The organism is Azospirillum sp. OGB3 (assembly GCF_014192915.1).
In the GTDB taxonomy this organism is placed as follows: domain Bacteria; phylum Pseudomonadota; class Alphaproteobacteria; order Azospirillales; family Azospirillaceae; genus Azospirillum.
The window spans coordinates 112,038-132,616 of the sequence record NZ_JACHYN010000012.1 but is presented as its reverse complement, the minus strand read 5'-3'; the positions used below and the strand labels follow the sequence as shown (position 1 = coordinate 132,616).

General features: G+C 69.6%; 17 protein-coding genes. 3 read left to right on the top strand and 14 right to left on the bottom strand.

Annotated features, from left to right (window positions below; all coding sequences use genetic code 11):
• Nucleotides 1–2: 2 nt before the first annotated feature.
• Both FHW79_RS22065 and FHW79_RS22060 read right to left on the bottom strand, forming a co-directional pair.
• Nucleotides 3–1,244 carry a S41 family peptidase gene (locus tag FHW79_RS22065; RefSeq protein WP_183180901.1) on the bottom strand — a complete coding sequence of 414 codons (1,242 nt, stop codon included), beginning with the start codon at nucleotides 1,242–1,244 and terminating at the stop codon, nucleotides 3–5.
• Nucleotides 1,245–1,330: 86 nt separating this feature from the next.
• Nucleotides 1,331–2,263: a LysR family transcriptional regulator gene (locus FHW79_RS22060; RefSeq protein WP_183180900.1), complete on the bottom strand. Its 933-nt coding sequence runs from the start codon at nucleotides 2,261–2,263 to the stop codon at nucleotides 1,331–1,333.
• 103 nt (nucleotides 2,264–2,366) lie between these two features.
• Between FHW79_RS22060 and FHW79_RS22055 the strand changes: the two genes are divergently transcribed.
• Nucleotides 2,367–3,131 carry an SDR family oxidoreductase gene (locus FHW79_RS22055; protein WP_183180899.1) on the top strand — a complete coding sequence of 255 codons (765 nt, stop codon included), beginning with the start codon at nucleotides 2,367–2,369 and terminating at the stop codon, nucleotides 3,129–3,131.
• Between the two features lie 56 nt (nucleotides 3,132–3,187).
• Here FHW79_RS22055 and FHW79_RS22050 read toward each other — a convergent pair whose 3' ends face one another.
• Nucleotides 3,188–3,835 carry a DUF47 family protein gene (locus FHW79_RS22050; protein ID WP_035682258.1) on the bottom strand — a complete coding sequence of 216 codons (648 nt, stop codon included), beginning with the start codon at nucleotides 3,833–3,835 and terminating at the stop codon, nucleotides 3,188–3,190.
• A gap of 185 nt (nucleotides 3,836–4,020) precedes the next feature.
• Nucleotides 4,021–4,953: a transcriptional regulator GcvA gene (gene gcvA, locus FHW79_RS22045; RefSeq protein WP_183180898.1), complete on the bottom strand. Its 933-nt coding sequence runs from the start codon at nucleotides 4,951–4,953 to the stop codon at nucleotides 4,021–4,023.
• 109 nt (nucleotides 4,954–5,062) lie between these two features.
• Between gcvA and FHW79_RS22040 the strand changes: the two genes are divergently transcribed.
• Both FHW79_RS22040 and FHW79_RS22035 read left to right on the top strand, forming a co-directional pair.
• Entirely contained in the window at nucleotides 5,063–6,733 is a 1,671-nt protein-coding gene (locus FHW79_RS22040; RefSeq protein ID WP_183180897.1) for a thiamine pyrophosphate-binding protein, read from the top strand.
• Nucleotides 6,734–6,769: 36 nt separating this feature from the next.
• Nucleotides 6,770–8,272 carry an aldehyde dehydrogenase family protein gene (locus tag FHW79_RS22035; protein WP_183180896.1) on the top strand — a complete coding sequence of 501 codons (1,503 nt, stop codon included), beginning with the start codon at nucleotides 6,770–6,772 and terminating at the stop codon, nucleotides 8,270–8,272.
• Between the two features lie 77 nt (nucleotides 8,273–8,349).
• Here the strand turns inward: FHW79_RS22035 and FHW79_RS22030 are convergent, their stop codons facing one another.
• From FHW79_RS22030 to FHW79_RS21990, 10 genes are all read right to left on the bottom strand, one after another.
• Complete coding sequence (locus tag FHW79_RS22030) at nucleotides 8,350–8,547, bottom strand: hypothetical protein (RefSeq protein ID WP_183180895.1); 198 nt, start codon at nucleotides 8,545–8,547, stop codon at nucleotides 8,350–8,352.
• Between the two features lie 168 nt (nucleotides 8,548–8,715).
• Nucleotides 8,716–9,633, bottom strand: coding sequence for a DMT family transporter (locus tag FHW79_RS22025; RefSeq protein ID WP_183180894.1), 918 nt, complete (start codon nucleotides 9,631–9,633; stop codon nucleotides 8,716–8,718).
• Nucleotides 9,634–9,813: 180 nt separating this feature from the next.
• Nucleotides 9,814–10,320, bottom strand: coding sequence for a copper chaperone PCu(A)C (locus tag FHW79_RS22020; protein ID WP_183180893.1), 507 nt, complete (start codon nucleotides 10,318–10,320; stop codon nucleotides 9,814–9,816).
• 36 nt (nucleotides 10,321–10,356) lie between these two features.
• Nucleotides 10,357–10,875, bottom strand: a complete 519-nt coding sequence (locus FHW79_RS22015; RefSeq protein WP_247884532.1) for a DUF2946 family protein — start codon at nucleotides 10,873–10,875, stop codon at nucleotides 10,357–10,359.
• Between the two features lie 173 nt (nucleotides 10,876–11,048).
• On the bottom strand, nucleotides 11,049–12,716 hold the full coding sequence (locus FHW79_RS22010; protein WP_183180891.1) for an ATP-binding protein: 1,668 nt from the start codon (nucleotides 12,714–12,716) through the stop codon (nucleotides 11,049–11,051).
• 9 nt (nucleotides 12,717–12,725) lie between these two features.
• Nucleotides 12,726–14,219, bottom strand: a complete 1,494-nt coding sequence (locus tag FHW79_RS22005) for an ATPase domain-containing protein (protein ID WP_183180890.1) — start codon at nucleotides 14,217–14,219, stop codon at nucleotides 12,726–12,728.
• Between the two features lie 279 nt (nucleotides 14,220–14,498).
• Nucleotides 14,499–15,095 (bottom strand): hypothetical protein, encoded by a 597-nt coding sequence (locus FHW79_RS22000; RefSeq protein ID WP_183180889.1) that lies wholly within the window; start codon nucleotides 15,093–15,095, stop codon nucleotides 14,499–14,501.
• Nucleotides 15,096–15,226: 131 nt separating this feature from the next.
• On the bottom strand, nucleotides 15,227–17,869 hold the full coding sequence (locus FHW79_RS21995; RefSeq protein ID WP_183180888.1) for a PAS domain S-box protein: 2,643 nt from the start codon (nucleotides 17,867–17,869) through the stop codon (nucleotides 15,227–15,229).
• Between the two features lie 102 nt (nucleotides 17,870–17,971).
• Nucleotides 17,972–18,865: a hypothetical protein gene (locus tag FHW79_RS32815; RefSeq protein ID WP_247884542.1), complete on the bottom strand. Its 894-nt coding sequence runs from the start codon at nucleotides 18,863–18,865 to the stop codon at nucleotides 17,972–17,974.
• On the bottom strand, nucleotides 18,798–19,628 hold the full coding sequence (locus FHW79_RS21990; RefSeq protein ID WP_183180887.1) for a hypothetical protein: 831 nt from the start codon (nucleotides 19,626–19,628) through the stop codon (nucleotides 18,798–18,800). The genes FHW79_RS32815 and FHW79_RS21990 overlap by 68 nt, the downstream gene beginning before the upstream one ends.
• Nucleotides 19,629–20,579: the final 951 nt, after the last annotated feature.

The window sequence follows — 20,579 nt, the reverse complement described above, 5'->3', positions numbered from 1 at the left end:
CGTCAGCGGAGCCCCGCTGACTGGGGACGAAGAGTTGACGGGGGACGAAGAATGGACAGCGCGCGGGCAAAGACCTGATCGTTGGCCGCGTTGGGAATTCCCCCGGCTACCGGGGCGGACGACCCGTCCTCCGCAGCGGCCGGCTCGGCGATGGTTTCGTCGGGCTGGATGCCGATCTGGTGGATCGACTGGCCCGACGGCGTGTAGTAGCGCGCCGTCGTCAGCTTCAGCGCCCCGCTGTCGAAGGGGATGACGCTCTGGATGATCCCCTTGCCGAAGGTCGTCGTGCCGATCACCGTCGCGCGCCGGTGGTCCTTCAGCGCCCCGGTCAGGATCTCCGCCGCCGAGGCAGATTTCGCGTTGACCAGCACCACCAGCGGCAGTCCGTCCGTCTCGTCGCCCGGCGTGGCGGTGTAGGTCTTGTCCGCTCCGCGCCCGGGGCTGCGGGCGGTCAGGATCGTTCCCTTGTCCAAAAAGGAGTCGGCGACGCGGACGCTCGCCTGCACCAGCCCGCCCGGGTTGTCGCGCAGGTCGATGATGAAGCCGCCGATGTCCGGCCCGATCCGGTCGCGCAGCGAGCGGATGGCCGTGCTGACCCCGGTGGCGGTCTGGCGGTCGAAACGGGCGATGCGGATGTAGCCCACCGTCCCGACGGCGCCCAGCCGGACCGAGGGGACGCGCAGCTTGCCGCGGACCACGCTGACCTCGAAGGGGTCCGGCGTCCCGGCGCGCAGGACGGTCAGCGACACCGCCGCCCCTTCCGGCCCGCTCAGCATCTGCTTGACGGTCGCCAGTTCCGCTCCGCCCACCGGCTGCTGGTCCACCGCCAGGATCACGTCGCCGGAACGCAGACCGGCGGCCTCGGCGGGGGATTCGGGAACGGTTTCGGCGATGCGGACGCGGGTGCCGTGGGCCTCGTAGCGGATGCCCAGCCCGGCGAAGGCGCCGTCGTTCGACGCCTGCAACTGCCGGTATTCGCCGTCGTCCAGATAAGCGGAGTAGCGGTCCCGCCCGGCCATCGCCTTGATGGCGATGTCCACCAGCTCGCGGTCGGTCAGCGGCTCGACATACTGGCCACGGATGGTGCGCAAGGCCCGCAGGAAGCGGTCGACCTCCTCCGCCTCCGTGCTGTGGCCATAGGGGGTGGAGTCGCCTGCGGCCAGTGCGCTCCGTCCGGTGGTCATGCCCCCGGGGATCGCGAGGAAGGCGCAAAGGGCGGCGGCGGTGACGAGGCGCAGCTTCACGGCGGCAATCTCTCGGGATCGGAGCGGCGATGCTTCGAAATTAGCCGTGAATTGGTTTATGTACCGTTAACCATAACCGGAACGTGTTAGACCTTGTCCGTGTCGATGGACCGCCGCCATACCGGCTCCGACAGGCGCTCGACCAGGAAGTCGGCCAGCGCCCCGACCTTCGCCGGGCGCGTGCGGGCCGACGGGGTGACGAAGTAGAGCCCGCCTTTCGGCAGCGACCAGTCGGTCAGGATGGCGGTCAGCCGCCCGTCCGCCAGATGCTCCGCGGCCATGAACTCTGGCAGTTCGGCGATCGCCAAGCCCTCCAGCAGCATCGGCACCAGGGCGTCGGCGTTGGTGACGCGCAGCGGGCCGGACGGCGTCACGCTCTCCTCCTCACCGGCGCCGTTGGTGAAATGCCAGATGTCCTGGCGCCGCCGGTAGGCGTAGCCCAGGCAATGGTGGTCCTTCAGGTCACCGGGATGCCGGGGCAGGCCATGGCGGGCGATGTAGCTGGGGGCGGCAAGGACGACGGGAGCGATGGGGCACAGTCGCCGGGCCACCAGCGAGCTGTCCGGCAGCACGGCGATCCGCAGCGCGGCGTCGAAGCCCTCCCCCACCAGATCGACGGTCGCGTCGCTCAGATGCAGGTCGATGGAAATCTCCGGATAGAGACGGAAGAAGTCCGGCAGAAGGGGCGCCACCCAGCGCAGCCCGAACGACATCGGCACCGCCAGACGGATCAGGCCGCGCGGGCGGCTGGACAGTTCGCGGGCCGCGCTCTCAGCCGCCTCCGCCTCGTCATAAAGGCGCATCGCGCGCTCGGCCAGGGAATGGCCGAAATCGGTCAAGGCCAGCCGGCGCGAGGTGCGGTTGAACAGCCGTCCGCCCAACCGCTCCTCCAGCCGGCCGACCGCGCGCGACACCGTGGCGACCGACACCCCCATGGCGCGGGCCGCCCCGGCGAAGGAGCGCTCCTCCACCACCTTGGCGAACATCGCCAAGCCTTCGAAATCCGGCAGCTTTGACATCGCCAATCCTGCAACGATGGTTTTCAGTCGTTTCTATTTCGATGTGTGTCCGCCGTCGATAGCTTTGTCTCCAGCGAACAACCCAATCCCAAGGAGACTTCCGATGTCACGCAAGCTCGACGGCAAGATCGCCCTCGTCACCGGCGCCACCAGCGGCATCGGCCTCGCCGCGGCCAAGCGCTTCGCCGCCGAAGGTGCGACCGTCTATCTCACCGGCCGCCGCCCATCCGAACTGGAGGCCGCGGTCGCGGCGATCCAGGACGCCGGCGGTACGGCGACGGGGGTCCAGGCCGACTCCGCCAATCTGGCCGACCTCGACCGGCTCTATGCCCAGATCCGGAGCGAGGCGGGCCGCCTCGACGTGCTGTATGCCAACGCCGGCGGTGGCGGCATGCTGCCGCTGGGCGCCATCACCGAAGAGCAGTATGAGGACACGTTCAACCGCAATGTGAAGGGCGTGCTGTTCACCGTGCAGAAGGCGCTGCCGCTGCTCGGCCGGGGCGCGTCGGTGATCCTCGCCGGGTCCACCGCCGGCAGCATGGGCACGGCGGCCTTCAGCGTCTACAGCGCCAGCAAGGCGGCGGTGCGCAACTTCGCCCGCAGCTGGATCCTCGACCTGAAGGACCGCGGCATCCGAGTCAACACGCTCAGCCCCGGCCCGGTCCACACGCCGGGTCTGGTCGAGCTGGCCGGTCCGGACGCGGCGCAGCAGCAGGGGCTGGTTGATTATCTGGCGGCGCAGGTGCCGCTGGGCCGCGTCGGCGATCCCGACGAAATCGCCAAAGCCGCCGTCTTCCTGGCGTCCGACGACAGCAGCTTCGTCAACGGCGTGGAGTTGTTCGCCGACGGCGGCATGGCCCAGGTCTGAGCCGGATGCAAGCGAGGAGCGGCTTTCGCTCCCCCGCCCGTGGGTGAGAACCGCCCTTACGCCTGATCCAGGGTGATGCCTTCGATGAGGTCGCCCACGTCGTCGCAACGGTCGGTGACGGCTTCCAGCAGCTCGTAGACCTCGCGGCGGCCCAGGAAGTCGATCATCTCCGGACGCTCGGCGATCAGGGACTTCATGGCGTCGCGCAGGATCTCGTCGGCCTCGTCCTCCAGGTCGGAGATCTGGCCGCAGATGTGCAGGATGCGGTCGGCGTGGACGGAGATTTTGGTCAGCAGCGGCATGACCTCGGACAGCAGGGCGGCCTGACGGCGGCCGATCGCCGCCATGCGCATCATCCGGTCGTCGAAGGTCTCGATGCCGTAGAGCGCGGCGAGGCGCGGAACCTCGTCCATCAGGTCGATGCAGTCGTCGAGCGCGTTGATGAGCGCCTGGATCTCCGACCGGTCGAAGGGGGTGATGAAGGCGCGGTGCAGCCCTCGCCCGGCGTCCTTGGCGACGCGGTCGGCGTCCTTCTCGATCCGCTTCAGCGTGGCGGTGCGGTCGGCGCGCTCCTCCGGACCGGCTTGCATGACGGCTTCCAGGGCGGCCGCGGCGTCGACGATGTGGCGGGCCTGCTCGATGAATTGCTCAATGACCCGCTCTTCCTTGGGCATCATGGAGCGGATGGCGCGCAGCAGCAGCATGGAAACGGTTCTCTCGGTCGGTTCTGCCGTTTCCTCTTAACGCCGGGCGTCATGAATTTGCAGCAAAAACGTCATACGAAGAGGGCCTGTCTGCCCTGACGAAGACGCCCCGGCCCGGCCCGCTCCCCTCCCCCGATCGGTCGGGGAGGGATTTTCTCCGTCTTCTCAAAGGCTTCGGCGTCACCTCACGGGCCGTTGCCGGGGCGCGCGACGGCGACCCCGTCCGCCGCCTCGCAGGCCCCCAGCAGCCATTCCCGGAACGCCACCAGCGGCGGGTGATGGGCCCGTGACGGCGGGTGGACGAGGTGATAGGCGCGGTCCGGGTTGCGGTAGGGCCGGTCGAGCGCCGGGACCAGCGACCCGTCCCGCATCTCCGCCTGGACCAGCAGGGTCGGCAGCAGCGCCACCCCCAGCCCGGTGATCGCCGCCTGGGCGGTGGTGGAAAACTGCTCGAAAAACATGCCGGCGCCCTCGTGCCGCTCGATGCCCTGGGCGGCGAACCAGTCCCGCCACGCCTCCGGGCGGCTGGTGGTGTGCAGCAGGGGCAGCGCCACGAGGTCTCCCGACTCCCGGATAGGATGGGCGGCCAGGAAGGACGGGGCGCAGAGCGGCAGAACCTCCTCCTCCATCAGCCGCTCGCAGACGGCGCCAGGCCAGTCGGCGGCGCCGAAATGGATGGCGGCGTCCAGATCCTCCGAGCGGAAGTCGAAAGGCTCCATCTTCGTCATGAAATGGATGATGACCTGCGGGTGCGCCGCCTGGAAGGCGGGGAGGCGCGGCACCAGCCAGCGCGTGCCGAAGGTCGGCAGGACGGCCAGCTTCAGCACGCCCCCCTGCGGCGCGGTCATGACCCGGAGCGTGGCCGCGCCCACGCGGTGCAGCGCCTCCCGCACCTCCGCCGCGTAGGATTCGCCGGCCGGGGTCAGGCTGACGCGCTGGTCGCGGCGCACGAACAGCGGAACACCGAGCTGGTCCTCCAGCGCCTTGATCTGCCGGCTGACGGCGCCCTGGGTCAGCGCCAGCTCCTGCGCCGCGGCGGTGAAGCTGCCGGTGCGCGCCGCCGCCTCGAAGGCGGAGAGCGCGCTCATGGAGGGGAGGAGACGGCGTTGCAGACCCATGGGTCATGACTATAGCTCATGACCCGGGGAAAGAAAGTCGGTTGCGCGGGGCGGAGCCTGCCGCCAGATTGAGGAGGATTTGAACGCCCAGCCGAGGAACGAGCGCGCCATGCAGACCAATGGCAAGACCGGAGGCCAGTTGATCGTCGATGCGCTGGAGGCGCAGGGCGTCGAGCGCGTGTTCTGCGTGCCGGGCGAAAGCTACCTCGCCGTGCTGGACGCGCTGCACGACTCCCCGATCCGCACGATCAACGCCCGCCACGAGAGCGGTGCGGCCATGATGGCGGAGGCCGAGGGCAAGCTGACCGGCCGGCCGGGCATCTGCTTCGTCACCCGCGGCCCCGGCGCCACCAACGCCGCGCCGGGCGTCCATGTGGCGCAGCAGGACTCCACCCCGATGATCCTGTTCATCGGCCAGATCGAGCGCGGCATGCGCGGGCGCGACGCCTTCCAGGAGGTCGACTACACCCTCATGTTCGGCGGCATGGCCAAGTGGGTCGCCGAGATCGACAGCGCCGACCGCGTGCCGGAGATGGTCAGCCGCGCCTTCCACACCGCGCTCGCCGGCCGCCCCGGCCCGGTCGTCCTGGTGCTGCCGGAGGACATGCTGGTGGAGACGGCGGACGTCGCCGCCGCCCGCCCGGCCCAGCCGGTGGACAGCGCCCCCACCCCCGCCCAGGTCGCCGAGGTCGGGCGCCTGCTCGCCGGGGCGAAGCGCCCGCTGGTGATCGCCGGCGGGTCGCGCTGGACCGAGGACGCGGTGGCCTCGCTGCACGTCTTCGCCGAGACCTTCGCGCTCCCGGTGGCCGTCACCTTCCGCCGCCAGATGCTGTTCGACCACACGCACCCGAACTACGCGGGCGACATCGGGCTGGGCATCAACCCGAAGCTGGTCGCCCTGGTGAAGGACGCCGACGTCATTCTGCTGCTCGGCGGCCGCTTCTCGGAGGTGCCGTCGCAGAGCTACGGGCTGCTCGGCATCCCGGAGACCGGCAAGACGCTGATCCACGTCCATCCGGGGGCGGAGGAGCTGGGCCGAGTCTACAACCCCGACCTCGCCATCAACGCCACGCCGGGGGGCTTCCTCGACGCCGTCGCCGGGCTGGAGGCGCCGGCCTCCCCCGCCTGGGCCGGTCAGGCCGAGGCCGCGCACGCCGCCTACACCGCCTGGAGCGAGCCGCCGGCCACCATTCCCGGCGAAGTCCAGATGGGCGCCGTCATGTCCTGGCTGCGCGACACCCTGCCCGACGACGCCATCCTGACCAACGGCGCCGGCAACTACGCCACCTGGATCCACCGCTTCTGGCGCTTCCGCCGGTTCGGCACGCAGGCGGCGCCGGTCTGCGGCTCGATGGGCTACGGCCTGCCCGCCGCCGTCGCGGCCAAGCTGCTCCACCCGGAGCGGGACGTGGTCTGCTTCGCCGGCGACGGCTGCTTCCAGATGACCGGTCTGGAGTTCGGCACCGCCGTGCAGGAGGGCGCCAACCTCATCGTGCTGGTCATCGACAACGGCATGTACGGCACCATCCGCATGCACCAGGAGCGGGATTATCCGGGCCGCGTGTCCGGCACCGCCCTGACCAACCCGGACTTCGCCGCGCTCGCCCGCGCCTATGGCGGCCATGGCGAGACGGTGGAGCGGACGGAGGAGTTCGCCCCGGCCTTCGAGCGCGCCCGCGCCGCCGGTCGGCCGGCCATCCTGCACGTCAAGCTCGACCCCGAGGCCCTGACGCCGAACCGCAGCCTGTCCGACATCCGCGCCGCCGGGCGCCAGCGCTAACTCTCCACCGGTTGCCTTACACCGAGGACCTTTTCCATGCAGCACCGCGACCTTCTCTCCCGCCTCGGCCTTGAGCTTCCCGCCGACGGGGCCGGCCTGTCCGTCCGCTCGCCCATCGACGGCGCCGCGCTGGGCGTGGCGCCGGTCACCCCGGCGTCGGAGATTCCGGAGGTGGCCGCCCGCGCCCAGCGCGCCTTCGAGGCGTGGCGCTCCGTCCCGGCGCCGCGCCGCGGCGAGCTGGTCCGCCTGCTGGGCGAGGAGCTGCGCGACGCCAAGGAGGACCTCGGCCGTCTCGTCACGCTGGAGATGGGCAAGATCGTCCAGGAGGGCTTGGGCGAGGTCCAGGAGATGATCGACATCTGCGACTTCGCGGTCGGCCTGTCCCGCCAGCTCTACGGCCTGACCATCGCGTCGGAGCGTCCGGGCCACGCGATGCGCGAGACCTGGCACCCGATGGGCCCCTGCGCGGTGATCTCGGCCTTCAACTTCCCGGTCGCGGTTTGGGCCTGGAACGCCGCCCTGGCTCTGGTCTGCGGCGACCCGGTGATCTGGAAGCCGTCGGAGAAGACCCCGCTGACCGCGCTGGCCTGCCAGCGCATCTTCGAGCGCGCGGTGGCCCGCTTCGGCGACGCCCCGGCGGACCTGCTGCAGGTCGTCAACGGCGGCCGCGACGTCGGCGAGGCGCTGGTCGCCAGCCCGCTGGTCCCCATCGTGTCGGCCACCGGCTCGACCCGCATGGGCCGCGAGGTCGCGCTGAAGGTGGCGGAGCGCTTCGCCCGCCCGATCCTGGAGCTGGGCGGCAACAACGCGATGATCGTGGCGCCGTCGGCCGACCTCGACATGGCGGTGCGCGCCATCGTCTTCTCGGCGGTGGGCACCTGCGGCCAGCGCTGCACCACGCTGCGCCGCCTGATCGTCCACAAGGACGTGCGCGACACGCTGCTGCCGCGCCTCAAGGCCGCCTACGCCTCGGTTCCCATCGGCAACCCGCTGGAGTCCGGCGTGCTGGTCGGCCCGCTCAACGACAAGGGCGCCTATGAGGGCATGCAGCGCGCGCTGGAGCAGGCCAAGGCCGACGGCGGCGTGGTGACCGGCGGCGACCGCGCCCTGGCGGATCAGTATCAGGACGCCTGGTACGTGCAGCCGGCCATCGTCGAGATGCCGGGCCAGACCGACATCGTCCGCCACGAGACCTTCGCCCCGATCCTCTACGTCCTGACCTACGAGACGCTGGAGGAGGCCATCGCGCTGCAGAACGCGGTGCCGCAGGGCCTGTCCTCTTGCATCTTCACCACCGACATCCGAGAGGCCGAAAGCTTCCTGTCGGCGTCGGGCAGCGACTGCGGCATCGCCAACGTCAACATCGGCCCGTCGGGCGCGGAAATCGGCGGCGCCTTCGGCGGCGAGAAGGAGACGGGCGGCGGGCGCGAGTCCGGGTCCGACGCCTGGAAGGGCTACATGCGCCGCCAGACGGCCACGGTGAACTACTCCCGCTCCCTGCCGCTGGCCCAGGGGATCAAGTTCGAGATCGCCGGCTGATCCTGTCGGGACTCAAGAAGAAGGCCGCCCGTTCCACCGGGCGGCCTTTTCTCTGGGAAGGGTCAGTCTGGGAAGGGTCAGAAGGCTTCGCGCGGAAGCCGCCTTGCGGTTCGCTCGGGGGGAGTGTTGCGGCGCAGGTGCTCGGCAATGGGGGTGAGCTGTGCCAGAACCTGCTCGTGGGTCAGGCGGTCGCGGCGCAACACGGCCTGGACCACGGGATCGCTCAACAGTTCGGCAACGCGGCAGCGCCACGTCTGCTTGGGCAGTCCGTTCATTGCTGTTCTCGTTGCTGGTGGATGGAAAAAACGCCGGCCCTCACCGACCGGCGTACGGTACGCGGAGCATGTTACAGTTCGACGCGTACGGCCCGTGATATTTCGGGTACCTGAACGTCCTGTGTACGTGCCTCCGGCATAGGGAAGTCATGGGAGAAAGGGGACCGCTCAGGGTCCCTCGGCCGCGCTTTTCGCCGCGGCCTCGCGCGCCCGCACCTGCTCGCGGTGGAAGATGTAGATGCCGCTGGCGACGATCACCAGACCGCCGGCGAGGGTCGAGGCGCTGGGGGACTCCCCGAAAACCAGCAGGCCGTAGAGCACCGCCCAGATCAGCGTCGTGTAGCCGAAAGGCGCCACCGTCGCCGCGTCCGCCACCGTGTAGGCGCGGATCAGGCAGTAATGGCTGCACGCTCCCAGCACGCCGAGCATGATCATCAGCGCCGCCCCCGTCAGGTCCGGCGTCACCCAGCCGAAGGGCAGCAGAAGGCCGCAGAGCACCGTCCCGGCCATGCTGGTGTAGAAGAAGGTCGTCAACGTTGAATCGCCGCCGCGCAGCAGCCGCGTGACGATCTGGTAGAGCGCGTTGCACAGCGCGGCGGCCAGCGGCAGCAGGATCGCCCACTGGAAGACGAGGCTGGCCGGGCCGATGATGATCATCGCCCCGATGAAGCCGCCGAGCACCCCCAGGGAGCGCCGCCAGCCGACCTTCTCCTTGAGGAGCGGAACCGACAGGACGGTGACGAGGACCGGCGCCACGTTGGCGATGGCCGCCACGTCCACGAAGGGCAGCGTCTTGTAGGACACCGCCACCAGCAGCGTCAGCACCGCCAGCAAGGTGGAGCGGAGAATTTGAATGCCCGGGCGCTGGGCGATCAGATGGCTGGGGGAGTTCACCGCCACCACGACGAAGGCGATGGCCAGATGCACGGCGAAGCGCGCCCAGGCGACCTCCGCGAAGGGGTAGGTCTGCACCAGAAAGCGGAGCGTCGCGTCCTGCGTCACGAACAGAAGCGTGGTGAGCAGCATCCAGGCGATGCCCGCCCGCCCGGAGGAACTGGCGGACAGGGCCTTTTCGGTGGCGGTCATCGGGCGGCGCTCATGGGCGGGGCGGTTCCTTCCTGTGGCGCGCCGGCCTTCTGCCGGACCGGCGTGCCACACCCTGCGCCCATGGGGCCGGACGGTCAAATGCGATGCTGGTATATCAGTACCGACCTGCGGTTGCGGCCACGCCGGTCCCTTTCCAACGGCCGGCGTGGCGCATATCCGTCAGTGCTTGTGCTGCGTGCCACCGGCCTGCGGCCCGCCGGCGCCACCATGGGACGGGGCGGCGGACCCGGCGCTCTGCACGTCCACCTGAACGGTCACCGGCCCGGCCTTCTCGAAGGTCAGGGTCAGCGGGAACGCCTTCCCCGGAGCAAGCGGCTGCTTCAGGCCGAACAGCATGACGTGCAGGCCGCCGGGCTGCAGCGCGGTCGGCGAGCCGGGCGACACCTCGATGGCGTCGACCTGGCGCATTTTCATCACGCCGTTGTCCATCAGGTGGGTGTGCAGCTCCGCCTTGTCGGCGACCGGCGTGCTGGCCGACAGCAGGCGGTCGCTGTCCGGGCCGTGGGTGCTCAGCACCATGTAGGCCGAGCCGTTCGGGGCCGACGGCGCCGTGGCGCGCGCCCAGGGATGCTCGATGTCGACCGGCCCGGCCTTGAAACCATGGGCCAGGACGGGGCCGGCGGTCAGGGCGACCAGCGCGGCGAGAAGGAGGGCGTGCTTCTTCATGATGACGAAGTCCTGCAAAAACGAATGCCTTGGAGATCAGGTGGACAGGGCAGGACGCGTCATCGGCGGGGCACGGGCGTTCGGGCAGAACACGCTGCGGCGGCGGAGCTTGCGGGCGCGGAGCGGAAGCGCGCCCAGCGCCCCTGACAGGCGCGGCGGCGGAACGGCGACGTCCGCCGGGGTCAGCATGGCCGGCGGCGCGCAGCCGAGCTGGCAGCCCAGGCAATGCTCCAGGTCGTGCTTCGGCTGGTCGGGCGCGGCGGGCATCCGATCCGATGCCCCGTCCGGGCCGCACATCGACGCCGCCCAGAAGGACTGCGCCAGACCGGCGGAGAGCATGGCGACCGCCTGCCCCGGCACCTGGACCAGGATCAGCAGAAGGACGGTGGCCAGCGTCGCGGCGATCCGGGATCTCCAGCGGGAGAGAGGCCGGCGGGACAGGCGCAGACGCGCCGCAAGCGCGGCACCGCCTTCCTCGCGATGCCCGCTCGCCCCGTCCTGCTCCGCGAAACGGAGAGGGGGGGCCGATGGCCGTGCTGACGTTGCCCCGTTCAATCCGGTTTCCATTCCACCCACAGGACGGATGACCGGTTGTAGGCGATGTGGATGGAGCTTGTCGAGTTGCCGCCGTTCACGCGCCAGCGCAATCGCGCTTTGCCTTCCTAGCCCTCTCCCCGAAGGGAAGAGGGAATGTCAGATGCAATTGCCCCGGTTTGCCCGCCGCAACGTCAGGCCGAATCTCCGTCCAGCAGACAACGGACGGTGCTCTGCAGGGTGTCCACGCCGACCGGCTTGCTGAGCATCCGCGTGCCCGTTCCCAGGCTGTCCGGTTCGAGAGCCGCGTAATGGGCGTAGCCGGTCACGAACAGCACCCTCAGCCCGGGGCGAAGGCGCCGCGCCAGGGCCGCCAGATCGCGGCCGGTCATGCCGGGCAGGCCGACGTCGGTGACCAGGAGGTCGATCGCCGCGTCGGACTCCAGGATCGCGATCGCCGCCTCGGGTTCGGGGGCCTGCAGGACGTGGTATCCCTGCCCCTCCAGCGCCTCGACCCACAGCATGAGGACGAGGGCCTCGTCCTCGACCACCAGGATGGTTTCATCGTTGCGGGACGGGTCCTGCGGCTCCGCCTCCGCAGCATCGGACGGCGCGTCGGCGCCGTCCACACCATCGTGCTGCGGCAGGTACAGGCTGACGGTGGTGCCCTGGCCGGGCTGCGACCGGATGGCCGCGTGCCCGCCCGATTGACGGGCGAAGCCGTAGAGCTGGCTCAGCCCGAGGCCGGTGCCCTGGCCGATCGGCTTCGTCGTGAAGAAGGGTTCGAAGGCCCGCTCCAGCACGTCCGGCGGCATCCCGCTTCCGGTATCGGTGATGCGGAGCAGGACGTAGCGGCCGGGAAGGATGTCGCCCTGCGCGTCGGAGACAGTCTCCTCCAGAACGGTGTTGCTCGTCTCGACACGAAGGAGCCCGCCGTCCGGCATGGCGTCGCGGGCGTTGATGGCGAGGTTGAGCAGGGCGCTTTCGACTTGGTTTGCGTCCGCCCAGGTCCGCCAGAGCCCGTCGGCCAGCACTGTCTCCACCCGGATCGACTCGCCGACGGATTGCTGGATCAGGCCGCTCATCGCGGTGGCCAGGGTGTTCAGGTCCAGGCTGCGCGGCGTCAGCGGCTGGCGCCGGGCGAAGGCCAGAAGATGCCGGGTGAGCGCCGCGGCGCGGTCGCCCGCCGTGATGGCCATGGCGACGTGCCGCAGCAGCGGCTCCTCGGCGGACAGCGCGCCTTGCAGCAGATGCAGGTTGCCGAGCATGACCTGCAGCAGGTTGTTGAAGTCGTGGGCGATGCCGCCGGTGAGCTGGCCGACCGCCTCCATCTTCTGCGCCTGCTGCAACGCCTCCTCGGCCTTCCGGCGCTCCCGCATCTCGGCCTTCAGGGACTGCGTGCGCTCGGCCACCCGGCCTTCCAGCTCGTCGTTGGCCTGCTCGATGTCGGTCAGCAGCGCGCGGGTGCGGTACTGGCGCTGGCGGGCGCGCAGCGCAGACTGCACCGCGCTCTGCAAGGCCTCGGCGTGCAAGGGCGGGTCAAGCAGCGTGACGTTGCCGAGCCGCTGGAACTGCGCCCACCGCGCCTTGCTGGCCGACCGGTTGCCGCGCGCCGTGATCACCAGGACGGGAAGGTCCGACCAGGGCGGCTGGGCGTCCAGGCACGCGACCAGAGGCTCCATCCCTGACCGCAAAAGCGCGCCTTCGGACAGAATCAGGGCCGTGATGTTCTTCGTCAGGCCGCTGCAAAGGGCGGGCAGATCGGCGCAGGCCTCGGTGATCACGCCAACCTCGTCCAGCACGAGGCGGATGACCTCCGCGTCCCGGCCGTGCGGGGCGAACACGAGGATCGGGGCGTCCATGCGCTGCGGTCAGCCCGTCTCGCGCTGCCCGCGCAACAGCGGGTCCGCCGACCCGCCATAGCTGGGCACGCCGGTGAGCACGCCCTGGAATTCCAGAAGCTGCGGGCCGACCTGCATGCCGTCGGGGAACAGCCGGAATTCGCGGATCGCCAGCTCATGGACCCCGGTGCGCTTCTTGACCACCGAGATCGCCTTGCGCACCTCCCCCGCCGCCTCGAAGAAGCGCAGCAGGACCACCGTGTCGCTCATGAAGGACAGGTCCACCGGATTCTGGATGTCGCCGACGATCCCCTGCTGGGCCAGGATGAGGATGGTCACGACGCCCTGGTTGTTCAGGTAGGTCAGCAGCTCGTGCATCTGCAGGATGAGCGCCTGCTCCTCCGGCATGGTGCTGAGGTAGGAGTTCAGGCTGTCGATCACCACGACGCGCGCCTTCTGGTCCTCAACCTGGCGACGGACCTGCCAGACGAACTGGCCCGGCGAGAGGCGCGACGGGTTCGCACGCTCCCAGCCCAGCTCGCCCTTGCGCACCGCCTCCTCGATGTCGATGCCGAGCGCGGTGCTGCGCAGCGACAGGGTTTCGAAGGACTCGTCGAAGGAGAAATAGGCGGTGTGCTCGCCCCGGCGCACCGCCGCCGCGACATATTGCAGGGCGATGGACGATTTTCCGACGCCCGACGGGCCGACGAGCATCGTCGTGGTGCCGCGCGTCAGCCCGCCGCCCATCAGCTCGTCCAGCCCGCCCAGGCTGCTGGACACCGAGGTCGGCTCGAACTCCGCCTTGTGCTCGTCGGCGATCAGGCTGGGGAAGATCAGCACGTTGCCCGGCGTGATGGCGAAATCGTGCCAGCCGCTCTGATATTCGGAGCCGCGCATCTTGGCGATGCGCAGGCGCCGCCGCGCCGCGCCGTAGGAGCGCTCGATCTGCTCCAGGCTGACCACGCCGTGCATCAGGCTGTGCAGTTCCATGGACCCGGTCTGGCTGGTCAGGTCGTCCAGCGCCAGGGTGGTGCACTGCCGCCCCTGCAGGAACTGCTTCAGCGCCAGGATCTGCCGCCGGTAGCGGAGCTGGTCCTGGGCGAGCAGCCGCAACTCGGACAGCGAATCGATCACCACGAGGTCCGGCTTCTCGGCCTCGATCCGCTCGGTGATCAGGCGCATGGTTTCGCCCAGTTCGACCTCGGATGGGTAGAGCACGCTCTGCTGGCGGTCGAGCTGGGCCTCCAGCGGGACGAGTTCGAAGATGCCGATGCCGTCCAGCGACCAGCCGTGGCTCTTGGCCGAGGCGCGCAGCTCCGTCTCGGTTTCCGACAGGGTCACGTAGAGGCCGCGCTTGCCATCGCCCAGACCCTTCAGCAGGAATTGAAGCGCGATGGTCGTCTTGCCGGTCCCCGGCGCGCCTTCCAGAAGATGAAGCCGCGCGCGCGGCAGCCCACCCCGCAGGATCAGGTCGAATTCTGGAATTCCGGTCAGGATCTTGTCCGTCTTGGTCGGCTTCGACACCCAGGTCTCCTCTTGGTCTGGCCCGCTGGCAGCGCCTTGCGCCGCACGTCGCCGTGATGATGAACGGCCCGAACGCCCGGACGGACGGACAAACGCGCAGCCTGGAGAACATTCGCGCGTCGTGGACGCGGCTCCGCCACCATCAACCCAATGCCGGGGTTCCTGTTCCTTTGTGCCTTCGGGATGCCGACCGTCAGGGATGCTTGCCCGTCGCCGCGGGTTACCGCGACGTTGGGCGCCCGTCGCCCGAACGACGCGGGATCATGTCTTGCGTCGCCTTCACCGTCCCGCCCCCAGCACGCGGCGGCGCTTGGGGTCCGGCCCCAGCGAGCGGATGAAGGGCGGCAGTCCGCCGGCCGACCGCGTGTTGAAGGCCGCCTTCGGCGTCTCCTCGCCGGCCGCCGTCTCCGGCACCGCCTTCTCTTGCCGCTCCGTCTCCGCAGGCTCGGCCGGCTTGCGGAAGCCGCGGGCGATCCACAAGGCAAGCCCGCCGGACAGCAGAAGAAGAAGCGGCGGCACGGCGGCGCGCAGGCCCCAGGGCCACAGAACCTCGGCCCGGCGCGTCCAGCGCTCCGCCCAGAAACGCTCGGCGATCCGCCGCACGCGCTCCTCGCCGAGACCTGGCGGGGCGGCAAGGCTGGTGCCGTCGGGGAAGTCCGTCCGCGCCACGACGCCCCGCCTCACCCCATCCTCCACCACCGCCTCGTCGGCGGCGTAGTGCTGCGGCAGGAAGGCGTCCCGCGTCTCCGAATAGGCGTAGAGACCGGCGAAAGGATGGCGCCCCTGCAGATCGGCGGCGGCGAAGGCGGTCACCGCCGCCCCCCACAGCAGGGCGGCGGCCAGCCAGCCCCGCCACAGGCCCTTGCTCCAGTTCATGTCCCGTCTCCCTCTTGCCCAAGGAGGCACTTCCCCAAGGAGGCGGAAAAACTAAAGACCCGGCCGCGGGGCGGCCAGGGTCAAAAACCGGCCTTTCGCCGTCGGGCCACCCAGAATCAGGCCGTCCAGGATCAGGCCGCGGGCTTCAGCAATTCGCGCAGGATGTTCGGGGTGATCGGCTTGTGGACGAGGCGGAAGCCGGCGCCGCGGATTTCGGTGATGCGTTCGGGCGCGGTGTCGCCGGTCAGCACCACGGCGGGGATGCGCACGCCGCAGACGCCGTGGATGTCGCGGATCGCCTCCACCCCCGTCCGCCCCTCGCGCAGGCGGTAGTCGGCGATGATGAGGTCCGGCAGGCGGCCCAGCCCGTGCAGCAGGTCCACCGCCTCCTCCGCCGACACGGCGGCCACCACCTCGTAGCCCCACTGCTCCAGCAGGGTGCGGAGGCTGAGCAGCACGATGGCCTCGTCGTCGATGACCACCACCAGGCCCTGCCCATCGTCGTTGGCGCGGTCCGGCCCGTTGCGGCGCAGGATGGCGCGGGCGCGCACGGAGGGAAGCTCCACCGAGAAGACGCTGCCCCGTCCGGGCCGCGAGTTCAGGGTGACCGTGTGGCCGAGCAGCCCGGCCAGCCGCTTCACGATGGCGAGGCCGAGGCCCAGCCCCTTGGCCCGGTCGCGCTCCTGGTTGCCGATCTGGAAGAACTCCTCGAAGACGGCCTGCTGCAATTCTTCCGGGACGCCGATGCCGCTGTCGGCCACCTCGATGCGCAGGGCGCCGCTGCGGCGTCGGCAGCCGACCACGACACCGCCCCGCTCGGTGTAGCGCAACGCGTTTTCGATCAGGTTGCGCAGGATGCGCTCCAGCAGCATCGGATCGGTGCGCGCCCACAGCGAGGTCGGCACGACCCGCAGGCGCAGCCCCTGCCCCTCCGCTTGCGGCCCGTATTCCGCCGCCAGCCGGTCGAGCAGCGGCCCGACCGCGCATTCGGTGACGCTGGGTTCCACCGCACCGGCGTCGAGCCGCGACACATCGAGCAGACCGTCGAGCAGGAGCTTCAGAGCGTCCAGCGAGTGGCCCATGCTCGCCACCAGCTCGTGGCCGGGGTGGCCGTGCAGCTTATCGCCCAGCACCTGCGCGAAGAAGTAGAGCGACTGCACGGGCTGACGCAGGTCGTGGCTGGCCGCCGCCAGGAACTGGGTCTTCGCCCGCTCCGCCTTCTCGGCGCGGGTCTTTTCCCGCCGGGCCTCGTCCGCCGCGGTCAGGGCGCGCTCCATCGCCTGCTCCGCCGCCTCCTTGGCGGCGAGCAAGGCCTCCGCCGCCGTTCGGCGGGCGGTGATGTCGCGCACGATGCCGGTGAAGCGCACCTCGCCGTCGGCCTTCCATTCGGCGACCGACAGCTCCAGCGGGAACACCGACCCGTCTTTGCGCTGGCCCGTCACCTCGCGCCCGATGCCGATGATGCGCCGCTCCCCCGTACGGTGGTAGCGCTCCAGATAACCGTCATGGGCGCTGCGGTCGGGATCGGGCATCAGCATGCTGACGTTGCGGCCCATCACCTCCTCCGCGGCGTAGCCGAAGATCCGCTCGGCGGCGCGGTTGAAGCCGTGCAGGATGCCGGCCCGGTCGATGACCACGATGGCGTCGACCGCCGTGTCGACGATGGAACGGTAGCGGGCCTCAGCATGGGCGGCGGATTCGCTGGCGCCGACCAGCGCGGCGCTGGCCTCGGCCAGGATGCGGTGCAGCTCGTCGATCTCGCGCACCGGCACACCGCCGTCATAGCGGATGGCCTGCCCCGCCATCAGGTTGCCGCCATGGGCGGCCAGCTCGCGGACGGGGTGGGCGAGCCGCCGCGCGAAGACCGCCGCCGAGGCCAGCGACACGCCCAGCAGGATCAGCCCCAGTCCCAGGGCCAGCATCACCGTGCGGTTCAGGGGGTTGAGCACGGCCTCCGTCGGCGTCGCGGCGACCAGGGTCCAGTCGGCCTGCTGCGTGCGGTGGAAGGCACCGATGATCTCCACCCCGTCCAGCGTGGCGCCGCGGTAATTGCCGGACTCCGCCGTCCCGCGCGCCGCCAGGAACCAGTCCGGCACCGTCCGCCCCAGATATTCCGCATGCTTGCGCGAGTGGGCGGCGATGCGGTTGCGGCCGTCGATGATCGCGGCGATCAGGCCGGACCGCGTCTCGAACCCCTCCAACAATGTGCTCCAGGTCCGCGGGTCGACCACCGCGGACAGGACGTAGCGCAGGCGGCCGTCGCGCAGCACCGGCACCATCACGGCGATCGTCGGCCGCTCCGCCGCCGTCGCGACGACCAGATCGGACACGACGGGCTCATGGCTTACGATCAGCCGCTGCAGTGCGTCGCGCTGGGGCACGTCCGGCAGGGTCTCGCCGAGCCGGACCACCGTGTTGACGATCTGCCGCCCGGACGGCTCGATCAGCGCGATGTTGGTCCAGGACGGATGCTGGGTCAGAGCCAGCGTCGCCCGTTCATAGAAGCCGGCGGGATCGTCGTCGGCCAGAGCGTCCGTGCGGGACAGCCCCCGCAGCGCCTCGATGGTCGCCCCCAGTTCCCGGTCGACGATCAGGGTCAGCGTCTCCGCCGTGTCGGCCATGTTGTCTTCGACGGCCTCCCGCTGCTGCTGCACCAGCCAGCCGATGAGCATGCCGCCGAGCAGGAGCATCGGCACCAACGTCACGAGCACAAGCCTCAGCAGGTACCCGCGCAGAGTCATCGGTTGCTGACGGGACACCGTGTTCAGCGGCATGGAAGGACAATCCGAAAGATTCGCGACACGAACAGATTATCGCATCTTGCTCCGCCCTTTCGTGCTTCGCTACCGGAATCTGAAACGATGGGATGAGACTGATTATAGAGGCGTTACCCTGTTGGAACAATGAAGGGTCTGCCAAGCCTTCGCTCCTCCCCGTCCGTTCGCTCCACAGTCATGAGAATGCCTATGTTCTCGGATTGAACTTTTCGTACGCAAGCCCTTACTGAGAAACTCAGAACCCTGTCCTTCACATACCCTAGTATGAGAGATGCTGGTCAACTGATCCTTTTTGAGTCTCTTGGGAATGTCTCGTGTCGTCTGGGACAAAGGGCGCGCGCGGACCAAGTCCACTTGTGCATCATCCGGCGTGACGGAGATCAGAGAGGAAACGGGGGCTGGACATGCCGGAACCGCCGGCTTCGTCCCGGCGAGCGGAGGTGCGACCGGAAGGGCGGTCAAGGCGGCGGCCTGCTGGCGGCGGGCGGTGTCCGCCTCCTTCTCCTTCTGGCGGCGGCGCTGGGCGATCTCGCGGATGCGGAGCTGTTCCTCCTGGCGCAGGGCCATGGCCAGCCGGCGAAGGGCCGCCGTTCCGCTGTTCGCCGATGCCTGACCGGCTGCGGCGCGGAAATCGCCGATGGTGGGGAAGCGCCGGTAGCCGGAGCGGAAGGAGGACCAGACTCCGCGGAAGCCGGCGATCCACTCCTCGGCCGGCCAGCCGGCCATCTCAAGAATGTCGGCCTCCAGCACGTCGGCGTCGGGAAGCTCCAGCCCGAAACGGACCGCCAGCTTCTCGATGCCGGTCAGAACATTCTCCACGCCGATGGCCGGGCAGCCGGCCTCAAGGGCGGCTTCCACCCGCTCGGCCAGCGCCCCGATCTCCTCCGGCGCACGATCCGCGATTTCGAAGCGCAGGTCGGCGCGCTCAAGCCGGGCGAGCGAGGCGATCGCGCAGGGCAGAGAGGACGCCGGCGTTGCGGGCAGCCACGCCATGTCCGGCGTCTGCGGGGCGGCGCTGACGGAAAGGCTCGGAAGGTTGGCGGTCATTCTGGTCGCTCCGGTTGGAGGGGCGGCGGGAGGCGGTTGCAAAGGGGACGACGGTGCCTTCGGGCGTTTCATCGGCCGCAGGGACGGCGGGGGCGACCAGCTCGCGGGCGACCCATTTGCGCCAGGCGCTGGACGGGTCGGCGGGGCTGTAGCCGTTGCGGGCGTTGGCCTTGCGGCACCAGGACACGAACTTGCGGGTCACCGTCGCCGGATCGACCTCCGGGCGGGCTTCCGCGGCCCAGGCCAGATCGGCGGCGCTCGGCTGCCAGTCTTCGGCGAGAGCGTCCCGGTTCCTGATGCCCGAAGGCTCAACCGAACCCCCCGCCCGGAAGGAGGAGGGGTTTTGAGAATCAGGATTCAGGGGATTCCCTGTCCTTAGGAGTCCGTCAGCCGGCTGACCGGTGGTGTCGACGGGCCGACCGGAAGAGTCGGTGTCCTGCGCGCCCGCCAGGGCATAGACCATCCCGCGGAAGCCGCGTTCGCGACGGGCTTCCACCAGGCACAGGTCCGGCGCCTGCAGCTTCGTCAGCACGGCGGACAGCCAGGGACGGCTCTTGCCGAGTTCGGCGGCCAGCTCGTCCTGGACAAGACCGGTGCAGACGCCGGCGGCGTCCGCACGCGCGTAGAGGCCGGAGAGCACCGCGATCTCCGCGGCTCCCACACCGGGCGCAGCGATCCATCGCCGGTACAAGGTCGTGTACGGGGTCATTGTCTTCCCATGATCCAGCGCTTCGATCCCGGCGGAAGACAAAGCGGGAGCGTCAGTGGAATCCGCGATTCCACTTGGTTTTCCGGACCTACCCTGGCATCATGAAGTCGCCAAACCGCTGATGCGGGGTCCGGTTCTCCCGGTCTTCCATCGGTTTTCGACACTTCGGTGTGCACGAGGGCACAGGTCGCCAAACCTGTGCCCTTTGTGTTTCCGGAGGTCGTGTCCTCCCTTACGTCATCGTCGCCTCCTTCGGCGTCTCGCGGCTGTTCGGAGCCGCCAGCTGAAAATCCTGGCCCAAGACCCTGCTCCAAAAGCTATCGGTTCGGGCTTTGGTGAGCCCGTTACGCAAGATGTTGTCGTGGCCCCGACAGGCTGTCCACGATTCAAATGCGTGCGTCGGAATCGCTCCGGTTGCGTCGATGCAGGGGCATGGAGTCAGCGGAATCAAGGCGTTGAGCCCCCTGGAGCGATGGCGGACCATGGCCGGGTGTCGCCGTTCTGCCGAGAAACCGGACGGAAAACGTCGCCGTTCTGCCGAAAGATTCCGGCGCACGGGGGAGCGCGCCTGAGCGTCGGAGTCCGCCGGATGTCGCCGTTCTGCCGAATAATCTGGGCTGTGACCCATCGGTGACTCCGGGAATCGGCCGAGAATCGGACTCCGACTCGCGCAACCGAGTGTCGCCGTTCTGCCAATGTGCTCCCCCCGCGGCGGCCTCCGGACCCCGGGGAGTCCGGAAAGAGTCAGGGAATCCAAGCCTTTCAGCGCTGTTCCGCGGCTTGTCGGAAGCCCGGACCGTCAGAACGCGGACGCTTTCGGCAGGGAAAGCCTCCAGCGGGGCACAGCGTCCGGGGGAACTGGCAGAACGGCGACATTCGTCCGCACGGTCACAGCGTCGTTTCCGGCCGGTGAGGAATCTTTCGGCAGAATGGCGACGTTTGCGCCTGCGC